At 70.2% G+C, this 13,694-nt stretch carries 11 protein-coding genes; 8 read left to right on the top strand and 3 right to left on the bottom strand.

Features of this window, described 5'->3' with window-relative positions:
* Positions 1 to 126: 126 nt before the first annotated feature.
* Entirely contained in the window at positions 127 to 873 is a 747-nt protein-coding gene (locus Q1K33_RS14965; protein ID WP_300405337.1) for a MerR family transcriptional regulator, read from the bottom strand.
* Between the two features lie 63 nt (positions 874 to 936).
* Here Q1K33_RS14965 and Q1K33_RS14960 point away from each other — a divergent pair, with 63 nt between their 5' ends.
* The gene (locus Q1K33_RS14960; protein WP_300405335.1) at positions 937 to 2,085 is read left to right on the top strand and encodes an acyl-CoA dehydrogenase family protein; all 1,149 of its coding nucleotides are present in this window, start codon (positions 937 to 939) and stop codon (positions 2,083 to 2,085) included.
* Positions 2,086 to 2,215: 130 nt separating this feature from the next.
* Positions 2,216 to 4,078, top strand: a complete 1,863-nt coding sequence (locus Q1K33_RS14955) for an AMP-dependent synthetase/ligase (RefSeq protein WP_300405333.1) — start codon at positions 2,216 to 2,218, stop codon at positions 4,076 to 4,078.
* Here Q1K33_RS14955 and Q1K33_RS14950 read toward each other — a convergent pair.
* Entirely contained in the window at positions 4,069 to 5,325 is a 1,257-nt protein-coding gene (locus Q1K33_RS14950) for an oxygenase MpaB family protein (protein WP_300405331.1), read from the bottom strand. The genes Q1K33_RS14955 and Q1K33_RS14950 overlap by 10 nt on opposite strands.
* 44 nt (positions 5,326 to 5,369) lie before the next feature.
* Here Q1K33_RS14950 and Q1K33_RS14945 point away from each other — a divergent pair, with 44 nt between their 5' ends.
* Positions 5,370 to 5,981 carry a TetR/AcrR family transcriptional regulator gene (locus Q1K33_RS14945; protein WP_300405329.1) on the top strand — a complete coding sequence of 204 codons (612 nt, stop codon included), beginning with the start codon at positions 5,370 to 5,372 and terminating at the stop codon, positions 5,979 to 5,981.
* Here the strand turns inward: Q1K33_RS14945 and Q1K33_RS14940 are convergent.
* Complete coding sequence (locus tag Q1K33_RS14940; protein ID WP_300405327.1) at positions 5,948 to 7,504, bottom strand: acyl-CoA synthetase; 1,557 nt, start codon at positions 7,502 to 7,504, stop codon at positions 5,948 to 5,950. The two genes, Q1K33_RS14945 and Q1K33_RS14940, sit on opposite strands and share 34 nt — an antisense overlap.
* Positions 7,505 to 7,563: 59 nt before the next feature.
* Here Q1K33_RS14940 and Q1K33_RS14935 point away from each other — a divergent pair, with 59 nt between their 5' ends.
* The 5 genes from Q1K33_RS14935 to Q1K33_RS14915 all read left to right on the top strand — a co-directional run bounded on the left by Q1K33_RS14935 (position 7,564) and on the right by Q1K33_RS14915 (position 13,687).
* Positions 7,564 to 8,922, top strand: a complete 1,359-nt coding sequence (locus Q1K33_RS14935; protein WP_300405325.1) for a potassium transporter TrkG — start codon at positions 7,564 to 7,566, stop codon at positions 8,920 to 8,922.
* A 58-nt stretch (positions 8,923 to 8,980) separates the two neighbouring features.
* Positions 8,981 to 9,616 (top strand): TrkA family potassium uptake protein, encoded by a 636-nt coding sequence (locus Q1K33_RS14930; protein WP_300405323.1) that lies wholly within the window; start codon positions 8,981 to 8,983, stop codon positions 9,614 to 9,616.
* An 82-nt stretch (positions 9,617 to 9,698) separates the two neighbouring features.
* The gene (locus Q1K33_RS14925) at positions 9,699 to 12,272 is read left to right on the top strand and encodes a bifunctional FO biosynthesis protein CofGH (RefSeq protein ID WP_300405321.1); all 2,574 of its coding nucleotides are present in this window, start codon (positions 9,699 to 9,701) and stop codon (positions 12,270 to 12,272) included.
* A 129-nt stretch (positions 12,273 to 12,401) separates the two neighbouring features.
* Positions 12,402 to 12,551, top strand: coding sequence for a GPGG-motif small membrane protein (locus Q1K33_RS14920; protein ID WP_300405319.1), 150 nt, complete (start codon positions 12,402 to 12,404; stop codon positions 12,549 to 12,551).
* Between the two features lie 89 nt (positions 12,552 to 12,640).
* Positions 12,641 to 13,687 (top strand): mechanosensitive ion channel domain-containing protein, encoded by a 1,047-nt coding sequence (locus Q1K33_RS14915; RefSeq protein ID WP_300405317.1) that lies wholly within the window; start codon positions 12,641 to 12,643, stop codon positions 13,685 to 13,687.
* Positions 13,688 to 13,694 lie beyond the last annotated feature (7 nt).

Here is a 13,694-nt window from a genome sequence, read left to right as displayed (position 1 = left end):
GCAGGCGATCCTTGACGGCGGGAGCAGGTCGGCTACGCGCGCGGCCCCGCCACCGGAACCACGGGGGCCGACCACGAAGAACGGAGCAGCCACGGCCCCGAACCCACCGGACCGCCCGAAGGGCCGTCAGTCCCGCGACAGCGAACGCGTGATCACCGCGTTGGCGGCTCGCTGGAACCCCGAGACGACCGCCTCGAGCGTGAGCCGTCGCAGCTGAGCGACCGTCTGCTCGAGGCGAGCGGCGTCCTCCGGCGAGGACTGGCTGCGCCGGAACGGCTCGAGCACCTGGGTGTGCAGGATGGTGGTGAGCTCGTCGGCCAGCGACTCCATGTGCCGCCGGATGGCCTCCTCCGCCAGACCCAGCGACTCCAGCGGCACGTCGACGTCGAGGAGCTGCACGCCGACGTGGAGGTAGGGCATCGCGACGTACTCGCCGTCGTGGACCTCGATGGAGCCCACTCGCGCCAGAAGGGCGAGGTCGGCCTCCGACAGCCGGCGCCCGGCCTTCTTCTCCAGCTGGCGGTGGGTCAACCGTGCCGGGGGCTCGGAGGTCCAGGACGTCAGCATCGCGCGCTGGAGCGCCAGGTCCTCGACCCCCGCAGTCTCGGGCACGGCCGCCAGGGTCCGCTCGATCGCCTGGAGGGTGAAGCCGTGGTCCTGCAGCGCGCGCACCAGCTCGAGGCGCGCGCGGTGCACCGGTCCGTAGTAGGCGATGCGCCCACGACGCTCGGGCGGCGGAATCAGTCCGAGGCTCGCGTAGTAGCGCGTCGTGCGCACGGTCGTCCCGACCGCGGCGGCGAGCTCGTCGATCGTCAGGAGCTCGAGGGCGTCGCCCTCCTGATGGTCCTCGTCCTCGTCGGGGGCTGCGCTCATGACCATGACAGTAGTACTGTCACACTAAATCTGGCGAACACCGACTCACCGAGGAGCACCGCGATGCCCGAGACCCCGTCCATCTACGAGCAGGAGCACGAGGACTTCCGCGCCACCGTGCGCGCGTTCATGGAGAAGGAGGTCGTCCCCTTCCACGACGAGTGGGAGAAGGACGGCCAGGTCAGCCGCGAGGTGTGGACCAAGGCCGGCGAGATGGGCCTGCTCTGCTTCGACGTCGACGAGGAGTACGGCGGCGCCGGGATCAAGGACTTCCGCTACAACGCGATCGTGGCCGAGGAGATCTCCAAGGTCGGTGCGAGCGGGCTGGGCTTCCCCGTCCACACCGACATCATCGTGCCCTACATCAGCTCGCTGGGCACCGACGAGCAGAAGCAGCGCTGGCTGCCGGGTCTGGTCAGCGGAGAGCTGATCTCGGCGGTCGCGATGACCGAGCCGGGAGCCGGGTCCGACCTCCAGGGCATCCGCACCAACGCCGTGGACAAGGGCGACCACTACGTCCTCAACGGCTCCAAGACCTTCATCTCCAACGGCATCATGAGCGACCTGGTGATCGTCGTGTGCCGCACCGACCCCGACGCCGGCCACCAGGGCATCAGCCTGCTGGTCGTCGAGCGCGGGATGGCCGGCTTCGAGCGGGGCCGCAACCTCGACAAGATGGGCCTCAAGGCGCAGGACACCGCCGAGCTCTTCTTCGACAACGTGGAGGTCCCCAAGGCCAACCTCCTCGGCGAGGAGGGCAGCGGCTTCATCAACCTGATGGTCAACCTGCCCCAGGAGCGGATCTCGATCGCTGCGATCGCGGTCGCCGCGATGGAGCACATCATGACGCTGTGCCTCGACTACGCCAAGGAGCGCGAGGCCTTCGGGAAGCCGATCGGCAAGTTCCAGCACAACCGGTTCATGCTGGCCGAGATGGCCACCGAGGTCTACATCGCCCGGCTCTTCGTCAACGACTGCATCATGAAGCTCAACGCCGGCGAGGTCGACACCTCGTTGGCCTCGATGGCCAAGTGGTGGACCACCGAGCTGCAGAAGAAGTTCGCCGACAACGGCGTGCAGCTCCACGGCGGCTACGGCTACATGTCGGAGTACCCGATCTCCAAGGCCTACACCGACTCCCGCATCCAGACGATCTACGGCGGCACCACCGAGATCCAGAAGGAGATCATCGGCCGGATGCTCGGCATCTGAACGAACCCCACCCGATCCGGGCGAAGCGCTGGCGGGGGCGTGACGGACACGGCAAGATCGTGATGTCCCTCACACCCCCGCTCAGCCTTCCTCGATCGCCCGACCGCGACAGCCAGACCAGGAGACGCAGATGACCCAGGACGTCCTCACCACGCGCGCCGAGATCGAGGGGCAGGTCGCCGGCCGCACCCTCGTCGACGCGCTGGCGCACACCGTCGAGCGCTACGCCGACGACCCGGCGTACGCCGACAAGCACCACGTCGACGGCGAGTCGGGCCAGTCGTGGCGGACGCTGACGTGGCGCCAGACCCAGGAGAGCGGGCTCGACGTCGCTGCCGCCCTGATCGAGCTCGGCGTCGCCGCCGGCGACCACGTGGCGATCATGGCCACCAACCGGATCGAGCACGTCGTCGCCGACATCGGGGCCGTGCACGCCGCCGCGACCCCCATGTCGATCTACAACACGCTGTCGGTCGAGCAGGTCGCCTTCGTGGCCGGTCAGTCCGAGCCGACCGTCGCGATCCTGGAGAACGCCGACCACCTCGCGCGCTGGTCCCAGGCGATCGCGAGCTCGACCAGCCTGCTCAAGGTCGTGGTGATCGACGACTCCGCCGTCCCCGAGGGCGAGACCTACCTGTCCTGGGACGACCTGCTCGCCGCCGGGCGGGCCCGCCGCCAGACTAGCCCCGACGAGGTCGCGGCTCGCGCCGCCGAGCTCACGCCCGAGTCCCCGGCGACGATCCTCTACACGTCCGGCACGACCGGCAACCCCAAGGGCGTCGTCCTGACCCATCACAACGTGCTCTACGAGGTGGTCAGCACCCTCGAGGGAGCCGGCCTGCACAGCCCCCAGCGAGCGGTCAGCTACCTGCCGTTCGCGCACATCGCCGAACGCACGCTGGGCATCTACGCGCCGATCTTCATGGGCGGCCACGTGCACTGCATCGGCGACCCGGCCGAGCTGCTCGGGGCCCTGGGTGAGGTCCACCCGACGTCCTTCTTCGGGGTGCCCCGCGTGTGGGAGAAGATCAAGACCGGCATCTCGGCCAAGCTCGCCGCCGACCCGGACCCCGCCAACGTCAAGCTCGTCCAGGACTCCATGGCCGCCGGCCTCGCGTGGGTCGAGGCCCAGCAGGTGGGCGGCGCGATGACGCCCGAGATCGAGCAGGCCTACGCAGAGGCCGACGGCGCGATCCTCGGCTTCCTCAAGCTGCTGCTCGGCCTCGACCAGGTCGAGTGGGCGGCCTCCGCCGCCGCCCCGATGCCGCTCGAGGTCGCCAAGTTCATGGCTGGGCTCGGGATCAAGGTCTTCGACGTCTACGGCATGACCGAGACGTGCGGCGCAGTCACCGCCAACGGGCCGGACGGCTTCAAGCTCGGCACCGTCGGGCGCGCCACGCCCGGCATGGAGGTGACCCTGGGCGAGGACCACGAGGTCCTCGTGCGCGGGCCCGTCAACACGTCGGGCTACTACCGGGCCGACGACAAGACCGCCGAGCTCATCGATGCCGACGGGTGGGTGCACACCGGGGACATCGGCACCCTCGACGACGACGGCTTCATCGCGATCGTCGACCGCAAGAAGGAGCTGATCATCACCTCCTCCGGCAAGAACATCGCGCCCTCCAACATCGAGAACTACCTCAAGGAGAGCCCGATCATCGGCCACGCGATGGCCGTCGGCGACGGCAAGCCGTACGTCGTCGCCGTGCTGACCCTCGACGGGGAGGTCGCCCCGGTCGTGGCCGAGCGGCTGGGCGTCACCTTCACCGACCTCGCCGACCTGGCCCAGAAGCCGGAGATCGTCGCGATGGCCCAGGCCGCGGTGGACGCGGCCAACGAGCGACTCTCCCGCCCCGAGCAGGTGAAGGCGTTCGAGCTCCTCGGCACGGAGTGGACCGCGGAGTCCGAGGAGCTGACCCCGACGCTCAAGCTCAAGCGCCGGGTCGTCAACACGAAGTACTCCGACGTGCTGGACCGCCTCTACGGCTGAGGTGCCTTCTCGGGCGTCGGGGCCGGGAGGTGCGCCACCTCCGGCTCCGATGCTCCGAAGTAGCGGCCGAGGATGCGGGCGCGCACCCGGTCTCCCCATGCGTCGAGCCCCCGGCGGCCCCAGGGCGTGCGGTAGCGCCACGTGTTGAGCAACCCGATGTAGAACGGCGCCCACGGCGGGCGCAGCGGCAGCCCGAGCTCGCGCATGCTGGCCGGACCGAGGAACACCGTGAGCATGCTCAGCAGGCGCTCGCGCTCGAAGATCCCGCGCACCCGTGCGGCGTTCTCGTAGTGCAGCGTGGTCTGAGCATCGACGATGGCCTGCGAGAGCAGGGGTCCCGCCTCGGAGATGTCGGCCTGGGCCAGGAGCACGTGGTAGTTGAGGCGGTGCCGCTCCTGCTCGGTGTCGACGAGGAACTCCTCGTCGACCCCCATCAGCCAACCGACGTACTTCCACAGGTGCATGAGGGCTCGGGACTCCGCGCGCGAGACGGGGACGCCGAGGGCGCGGGAGCCGAGGAGCACCACGCCGTCGAAGAGCCCCAGCGTGGCCGCCTGGTCCGCCTGGTTGATCGGCACGCCCCAATGCTGCACGTCCCACTGGTCGGCGAACGAGCTGTTGACCAGAGCGTGCATCGCCCGCACGTGCACGGTGAGTCGCCATGCCTCGCCGTCACGACGCAGGCCGTCGGGGACCGACAGTGCGGTGGCCCACTTCTGCGTCTCGCCGAGGCGTCGTACCGTGCTGTCGCCGGTGAGTCCGCCGGTGGCGACGAGCAGGTCGGTGGGGCCGCCGAAGCGGTAGCCGCCGATGAGCGAGAGCTGCAGCAGGACGTCGCCGGCGTTCTGGCCCAGGCGGTGGTAGACGCGCTGGCCCCGGGCCAGCAGCTCCCAGTCGATCCACGAGGGGGTCGCCTCGACGGTCGTCAGGAAGTCGACCAGCGCCTCCGGCGCCTGCGGCACGGCCTCGAGCCCCTCGGCCAGGGCGGTGCGGAACATGCTCATCGTGACGCGACCCGAGTCTCCTGCTCGCAACCGCATCGCATCCGCGAGCCGCTGCCCGACGGGGTCGCAACGCCAGAACGCCTGACCGATGCGGTGCATCAGGCCCTCGTCCACCTCGTGCACCCGGCCCACCACGCGCAGCGGGCGACCCAGGCGCCTGCCACGGGCCTCCGCCTCGCGGAAACGCGTCGGATAGGGCGCGGTCGCACCACCTGGGTGCAGGTCATCGCCGATCGAGGTCATGACCCCATCGTCACGCGAGCAATTGCTCGCATACAATTCGCGTCGTGCGCAAGGTTCCCCAGCAGGCCCGCTCCCGCGTGATGGTCGAGCGCATCGTCGCCGCCGGCAGGACCGTGCTGGTCCACGACGGGTACGACGCGTTCTCGACCAACCGGGTGGCGACCGCCGCCGAGGTCAGTCCCGGATCGCTCTACCAGTACTTCCCCGACAAGGGCGCGATCCTCGACGAGGTGATCGACCGGTGGGCCGCCGAGGTGTCGGTCAGGGTGACCGACTGCCTCTCCGCGCCTCTCCTGGGCGTCGACGGCGGCGACCCGCTTCCCCGCGTCATGAGCGCGCTGGTCGACGCGCTCGAGGCGGACGCACCCATGCTGCGCGTGGTCATGGAGCAGCTGCCCGCCGCGCGGGACCGCCCGCGGCACCTGGCGCTCGAGCAACGGGTCCGCGAGATCGCCACGGCCTACCTCGCCGCGATCGCGCCGGCACGTCGTACGGCGATGCCGCGCCACACCTGGGTCCTGGTCATCGCGATCGAGCACGTGGCCGTGCGCTGGGTGCTCGACCAGCCGGCGTCGATCTCGCGCGACGACGTGGTCGGCGAGCTGGTGCGGCTGACCCGCGCCTACCTGGCCGAGCTCGGCATCTCGGCCACGTAGGCATCGCGCAGCTTGCCCTTGACCATCTTCCCGGTCGGCGTGCGCGGGAGATCGTCACGGAAGTGGATCTCGCCGGGCACCTTGAAGTGCGCGATCCGCTCCCGGGCGTAGGCGGTGAGCTCCTCGGCGAGACCGGTCGTGTCGGCGGCGTACTCCGGGGCCGGCTGCACGAACGCGACCACCCGCTCCCCCATGTCGTCGTCCGGGACGCCGACCACGGCGATGTCGAGCACCGCGGGATGCAACGAGAAGAGGTCCTCGACCTCCTGCGGGTAGATGTTGACACCGCCGCTGATGATCATGAACGCCTTGCGGTCGGTCAGGTAGAGGAAGCCCTCCTCGTCGAGGTACCCGAGGTCGCCGACCGTGGTCCAGTTGGGGTGCTCGGGATGCTGCGTGGTCGCGGTCTTGTCCGGGTCGTTGTGGTACTCGAACGGCGCCCCGTCGAACTCCTCGCGCTCGAAGTAGAGCGTCCCGACTCCGCCGGCCGGGAGCTCGGTGCCGTCCTCCCCGACCACGTGCGGCACGCCGAGCAGCGGGACGCCGACGGAGCCCGGGTGGGCCAGCCACTGCTCGCTGTCGATCATCGTGGCGCCGTTGGCCTCGGTGGAGGCGTAGTACTCCTGCACGATCGGTCCGAGCCACTCGATCATCCGCTGCTTGACCTCCACCGGGCACGGCGCGGCGGCGTGCACCACGCAGCGCAGCGAGGACAGGTCGTACGACGTGCGCACGGCGTCGTCGAGCTTGAGCAGCCGCACGAACATCGTCGGCACCACCTGCGTGTGTGTGACGCCGTGCTCGGCGACGGCCCCCAGGAACGCCTCGGGATCGAACTTCTCCATCATCACCAGGGTCCCGCCGGTCGCGTGGATGACGCCGCCGAACCGCAACGGCGCCGCGTGGTAGACCGGCGCCGGCGACAGGTAGACGGTGGACTCGTCGAAGCCGTAGAGGCCACCGAAGATGGTGATGTACTTGTAGCCGGGCTCTTCGACGGCGTAGTCGGGCAGCGGCAGCTTGATGCCCTTCGGGCGCCCGGTCGTGCCCGAGGAGTAGAGCAGGTCGTCCCCGTGGGGCTGCTCGGGCAGCGGCTCGGCGCCGGCTCCGGCGAGCGCGGCCTCGTAGTCGCCGTACCCGTCGACGACCCCGCCGTAGGCCAGCCGCTCCTCGAGGTCGAGGTCCAGGGCCGCGACCAGGTCCGCCTTCGCGGACGAGACCACGATCGCCTTGGCACCGCAGTCGCGCACGATGTAGGAGACCTCGTCGGCGCTCAGGTTGTGGTTGACCGCCGTGATGTAGAGGCCTGAGCGCAGTGCCGCCCAGTAGACCTCGTAGGTCTCCGGCGTGTTGTCGCTGAGCAGCGCCACGACGTCGCCGTGCCGCAGACCCGAGTCACGCAGCCGGTTGGCCAGGCGCAGGCTCCGCTCGTCCAACTCTCCGTAGGTCAGGACGCGGCCGCTGCCGGCCATCACCAGCGCGGGCTTCTCGGGCGTCTGCGCCGCCCAGGTTCCGGGATACATGCCTCGACTGTGTCAGGGGCCACACGTGATCGCCAGAGCCCGGGGATACTCTGCGCAGCGTGAGTGGGCCAGCCCGCCGCCGCTTCCTGCGGCACCCGGCGCAGATCGTGGTGCTCGGCTTCGCCGCGGCGATCGCGGTCGGCACGGTGCTGCTCCTGCTGCCGCTGTCCCGCTCGGGTCCCGGCGGCGCGAGCGTGCTCGAGTCGTTCTTCACCGCCACCAGCGCCGTGTGCGTGACCGGCCTCGTGGTCGTCGACACCCCCACGTACTGGTCGGGCTTCGGCGAGGCGGTGATCCTCGGCCTCATCCAGGTGGGCGGGCTGGGGATCATGACCCTGGCCTCGCTGCTCGGCCTGCTGGTCTCACGACGGATGGGCCTCCAGGCGCGCCTCACCGCCGCCGCCGAGACGAAGGCGGTCGGACTCGGCGACGTGCGCAGCGTGATCAAGGGCGTTCTCGCCTTCACCCTCCTCTTCGAGGCGGTCACCGCCGTGGCCCTGACGCTGCGGTTCTGGCTGGGGTACGACGAGTCGCTCGGCCGAGCTGTGTACCTCGGGGTCTTCCACTCCGTCTCGGCCTTCAACAACGCGGGCTTCGCCCTGTGGTCCGACAGCCTCACGCGCTTCGTCGCCGACCCCTGGATCTGCCTGCCGATCGCGGGGGCGGTCATCTCGGGCGGGCTGGGCTTCCCGGTCATCCTCGAGATCCGGCGCCAGCTCCGCCGTACCTCACAGCGCCGGCGCACCTGGAGCCTGCACCTCAAGCTCACCGTGGTCGCCACCGTCGCGCTGCTGGTCCTAGGCACCGTGTTCGTCACCGCGACCGAGTGGAACAACCCCGCCACGCTCGGCGCCCTCGACACCCCCGGCCGCCTGCTGGCCGGCTTCTTCCAGGCCGTGATGCCACGCACCGCCGGCTTCAACACCCTCGACTACGGCCAGATGGAGGACGGCACCCTGCTCGGCACGATCATCCTGATGTTCATCGGGGGCGGTTCCGCCGGCACCGCCGGGGGCATCAAGGTGACCACCTTCGTCATCCTCTTCTTCGCCGTCTTCGCGGAGGTGCGCGGCGAGTCCAACGTCGATGCCTTCGACCGTCGCATCGACGACCGCGCCGTGCGCCAGGCACTCACCGTGGTGCTCCTCAGCATCGCCGCGGTCGTCAGCGCCACCGTCGTGCTGATCGAGATCACCGCCCTGTCCACCGAGCAGGTGCTCTTCGAGGCGGTCTCGGCCTTCGCCACCGTCGGGCTCTCCACCGGGGTGACCGCCGATCTCCCCGGGGCCGCCCAGGTGATCCTGGTCGGCCTGATGTTCCTCGGTCGGCTGGGACCGATCACACTGGTCTCGGCCCTGGCGCTGCGCGAGCGCAAGCGGCTCTACGAGCTCCCGGAAGGACGGCCGATCATTGGCTAGGTCAGCAGGCAGGTCAGCGGCACGGCGCAAGGCACCGCAGCACTCGCACGGGACCGTCGTGGTCATCGGGCTGGGGCGCTTCGGCAAGTCCTTGGCCCTGGAGCTCATGGAGCAGGGCACCGAAGTCCTCGGTGTCGACTCCGACCATCGGATCGTCCAGTCCCTGGCCGGACGGCTCACCCACGTCGTGCAGGCCGACGCCACCAACGAGGACGCCATGCGACAGCTGTCGGTGGCCGAGTTCGAGCGCGCCGTCATCGGCGTGGGCAACGACCTGGAGGCCAGCATCCTGTCGGCCTCGGTCGCGCTCGGCCTCGGGGTGGACCAGGTGTGGGCCAAGGCGATCAGTCACGCCCACGCACGGATCCTCACCCAGATCGGGGTCCACCACGTCGTACGACCCGAGCACGACATGGGCAAGCGCGTCGCCCACCTGGTCAAGGGCTCGATGCTCGACTACATCGAGATCGACGACGGCTACGCGATCGTCAAGACCCGCCCACCGCGTCGGCTGTACGGCGTACCGCTGGGCGAGTCGACGATCCGTGCCGAGTTCGGGGTCACCGTCGTCGGGATCAAGCGCGGCGAGGACGACTTCACCTACGCGACGGCCGAGACCGTGATCGAGGACGGAGACGTCCTGATCGTCGCGGGACCACGCGAGAGCGTCGAGCGGTTCAGCGAGATCACGTGAAGACGCCGCAGCACACGATCGTCCCGGTCCAGTCCGTGGGTGGGGAATCCTCTCGCCCGCCCCGCGGTTAGGTTGGATCACGATGAGCGAGCACAACGAGCAGCCGACCGTCACCCCCCAACAGGTACGACGCGCGTTGGCGCGCGCCGAGCGGGGTGCGGCTCTCGACCTCGCCGAGGCCACGGCGCTGCTGGCAGCGACCGGCCCGGAGCTGGACCGGCTGACGGGTGCCGCCGGACGGGTCCGCGACGCGGGGCTGGTCGCAGCGGGTCGCAGCGTCGAGGGTCGGGGCGTGGTGACCTACTCTCCGAAGGTCTTCATCCCGGTCACCAAGCTGTGTCGCGACCGGTGCCACTACTGCACCTTCGTCGAGACCCCGGGCCAGGCTGCTCGCGAGGGACGCGAGCCGTTCCTGTCGCCCGACGAGATCCTCGAGATCGCCTCCCAGGGTGCGGCGATGGGGTGCCTGGAGGCGCTCTTCACGCTGGGTGACCGGCCCGAGGACCGGTGGCCCGAGGCCAAGGAGTGGCTCGACTCCAAGGGCTACGACTCGACGCTGGCCTACGTGCGCGCGATGGCGGTGCGGGTGCTGGAGGAGACCGGGCTGCTGCCGCACCTCAACCCCGGCGTCATGTCGTGGGAGGAGATGAACCGCCTCAAGCCGGTCTCGCCCTCGATGGGGATGATGCTCGAGACGACCTCGCGCCGCCTCTTCGAGACCAAGGGCGAGGCGCACTACGGCTCCCCCGACAAGGATCCCGCCGTGCGGCTGCGGGTCCTCGAGGACGCCGGGCGTCTCTCGATCCCCTTCACCACCGGGCTCCTGGTCGGGATCGGCGAGACCCTGACCGAGCGCGCCGAGACGATCTTCGCGCTGCGCAAGGTCTCCACCCAGTACGGCTCGGTGCAAGAGGTCATCGTGCAGAACTTCCGCGCCAAGCCCGACACCGCGATGCGCCACACCGACGACCTCGACCTCGACACCTACCGCGCCACCATCGCCGTCACCCGCCTCGTGCTCGGACCCAAGGCGCGGCTGCAGGCACCGCCCAACCTCGTGGATCTCACCGAGTGCCGCGCACTGCTCGACGCCGGCGTCGACGACTGGGGTGGGGTGTCACCGCTGACCCCCGACCACGTCAACCCCGAGCGCCCCTGGCCCTCGCTGGACCGGCTGCGCGACATCACCGCCCAGTGCGGCTTCGACCTGCGACCCCGCCTGACCGTGCACCCCGAGTACGTCCGCGCCGGCGAGCCCTGGCTCGACCCCCGCGTCTCGGGCCACGTCGCCGCCCTGGCCACCGAGGGCGGCCTCGCGCGCCCCGACGTACGACCCACCGGCCTGCCCTGGCAGGAGCCCGACGGCGGTTTCACCTCCGTCGGCCGCACCGACCTGCACAGCGCCATCGACGACGAGGGACCCGACGGCGGCCGCACCGAGGATCGGCGCTCGGACTTCACCGACGTGTACGGCGACTGGGACGAGGTCAAGGACGCCGCGGCCGGCACCGGGCTCATCGACGGTGCGCCCGCCGTCCTGCACGCAGAGGGTCGCGAAGCCCTGAGCGCGGCCGAGGCCGACCCCGGCAACCTCTCCGACGAGCACGCCCTGACCCTGATGACCGCCGAGGGCGACCTCCTCGAGCAGGTCTGTCGCCTGGCCGACGACCTGCGCCGCGAGGTCGTCGGCGACGACGTGACCTACGTCGTCAACCGCAACATCAACTTCACCAACGTCTGCTACGTCGGGTGCCGCTTCTGCGCCTTCGCCCAGCGCCGCACCGACGCCGACGCCTACTCGCTGTCCCTCGACGAGGTCGCCGACCGCGCCGCCGAGGCCTGGGACCTCGGCGCCACCGAGGTCTGCATGCAGGGGGGCATCGACCCCGAGCTGCCCGCCACCGCCTACTTCGACCTCGTCTCCGCGGTCAGGCAGCGCGTGCCCGACATGCATGTCCACGCCTTCTCCCCCATGGAGATCGTCAACGGCACCGCCCGCACCGGCCTGTCCATCGAGGACTTCCTCATCAAGGCCCGCGAGGCCGGCCTCGGCTCCCTGCCGGGCACCGCCGCCGAGATCCTCGACGACGAGGTCCGCTGGGTCCTGACCAAGGGCAAGCTGCCCGCCTCGACCTGGATCGAGATCGTCTCCACCGCCCACCGCATCGGCCTCCCGACGACCTCCACGATGATGTACGGCCACGTCGACAACCCGCGCCACTGGGTCGGGCACCTCCGCGTCCTGTCCCGCATCCAGGACACCGCCCGCGAGAACGGCTCCGACGGTTTCACCGAGTTCGTCCCCCTGCCGTTCGTGCACACCTCCGCGCCCATCTACCTCGCCGGCGTCGCCCGACCCGGCCCCACCCTGCGAGACAACCGCGCCGTGCACGCCATGGCCCGGATCCTGCTCCACGGCCGCATCGACAACATCCAGACCTCCTGGGTCAAGCTCGGCGTCGAGGGCACCCGCACCATGCTCACCTCCGGAGCCAACGACGTCGGCGGAACCCTCATGGAGGAGACCATCTCCCGGATGGCCGGCTCCGAGCACGGCTCCGCCAAGACCGTCGAAGAGCTCGTCGAGATCGGCGCGGGCATCGACCGCCCGGTCCGCGAGCGCACCACCCTGTACGGCGTCCCCGTCCCTCGCTGACCAGGGTCGAGCACCGAGCGTGAGGTCGTCGCCCGTTCGGGTGGTTCGCCGCGCCGTGGCCCACGAGAGAGTCGGCAGGAGAGCCCGCCACCGCGGGACACCCCCATCACCACCAAAGGAGCATCACCCATGGGCTTCCTACTCTGGATCCTCGCTGTCATCCTCGTCGTCTCGGGCGTCGTCACCCTGTTGCAGGGGTCGATCCTGTTCGGCATCGTGCTGATCATCGTCGGCCTCGCCGTCGGCCCCGGGGGCTACAGCATCTTCAGCAGGCGCTGACTCACGGCCCATGTGACCGTTCGCACCGAGAGGCGCCCCCGTTCGGGGGTGCCTCTCGGTGCGTCCGGGCCCTCTTGGCACGCTGACGCATGGCCGTCTCCTGGATGAACGCCCTGATCGCCGCCGGCTCCGCTGCCCTGGGAGCAGCAGTAGTGGTCGTCGCGGCGGCGCTGCTCCTGCGCGTGCTCGGGAGGCGGTGGTCGCACGCCGAGCGGCTGGCCGCCAGCGCTCGCTACCCGTTCCGCACGCTCGTGGTCGTGCTGGCGGCGACGGGCTGGATAGCCGGGGTGCGCGAGGACGACCTGTGGTGGGACGCAGCGTCGCTGGCCTGCCGGATCAGCGCGATCGCCGCGGGTGCCTGGCTGTTGGCGGCCGTCCTGGTCTTCCTCGAGGACCTCGCGCTGGTGCGGACCAACCTCGACGAGCGCGACAACAAGATCGCCCGCAGACGGGTGACCCAGGTGCTGCTCATCAAGCGCCTGACGATCGCCACCGTCGTGGTGATCGCCGTGGGCGCGGTGCTGCTGAGCTTCCCAGGCGTACGCACGCTCGGGGCGAGCGTGCTGGCCTCGGCCGGACTGATCTCCGTGGTGGCGGCACTGGCAGCGCAGTCGACGTTGGCCAACGTCTTCGCCGGGATCCAGCTGGCCTTCAACAACGCGATCAAGATCGACGACGCCGTCATCGTCGAGGGAGAGTGGGGGTGGATCGAGGAGATCACGCTCAGCTACGTGGTCGTCCGCCTCTGGGACGAGCGGCGGATGGTGCTGCCGTCGACGTACTTCACCACCACGCCCTTCCAGAACTGGACCCGCAACACGTCCGAGCTGATGGGTGCCGTCGAGATGGACGTCGACTGGCGGGTCGACACCCTCCGGCTGCGAGCACAGCTGACCCCGATCATGGCCGAGGCCGACGAGGCCGGGCTCTGGGACGGCCGAGTGGCGCACTTCCAGCTGATCGACGCCGTCGGCGGCTTCATCCGGATCCGCGTCCTGGTGACGGCCGTCGACGCCCCCACGCTCTACGACCTGCGCTGCTTCGTGCGCGAGGGCCTCGTCACCTATCTGCGCGAGCACGACGAGGCCGCGCTCCCCCGTCAGCGGATGCGTCTGGACGAGGCCTCCGACAGCTGACGCGTCC

It is taken from the genome of Nocardioides sp., assembly GCF_029937575.1.
In the GTDB taxonomy this organism is placed as follows: domain Bacteria; phylum Actinomycetota; class Actinomycetes; order Propionibacteriales; family Nocardioidaceae; genus Nocardioides.
The sequence above is the reverse complement of the archived record's forward strand: the minus strand, read 5'-3'. Positions and strand labels throughout refer to the sequence as shown.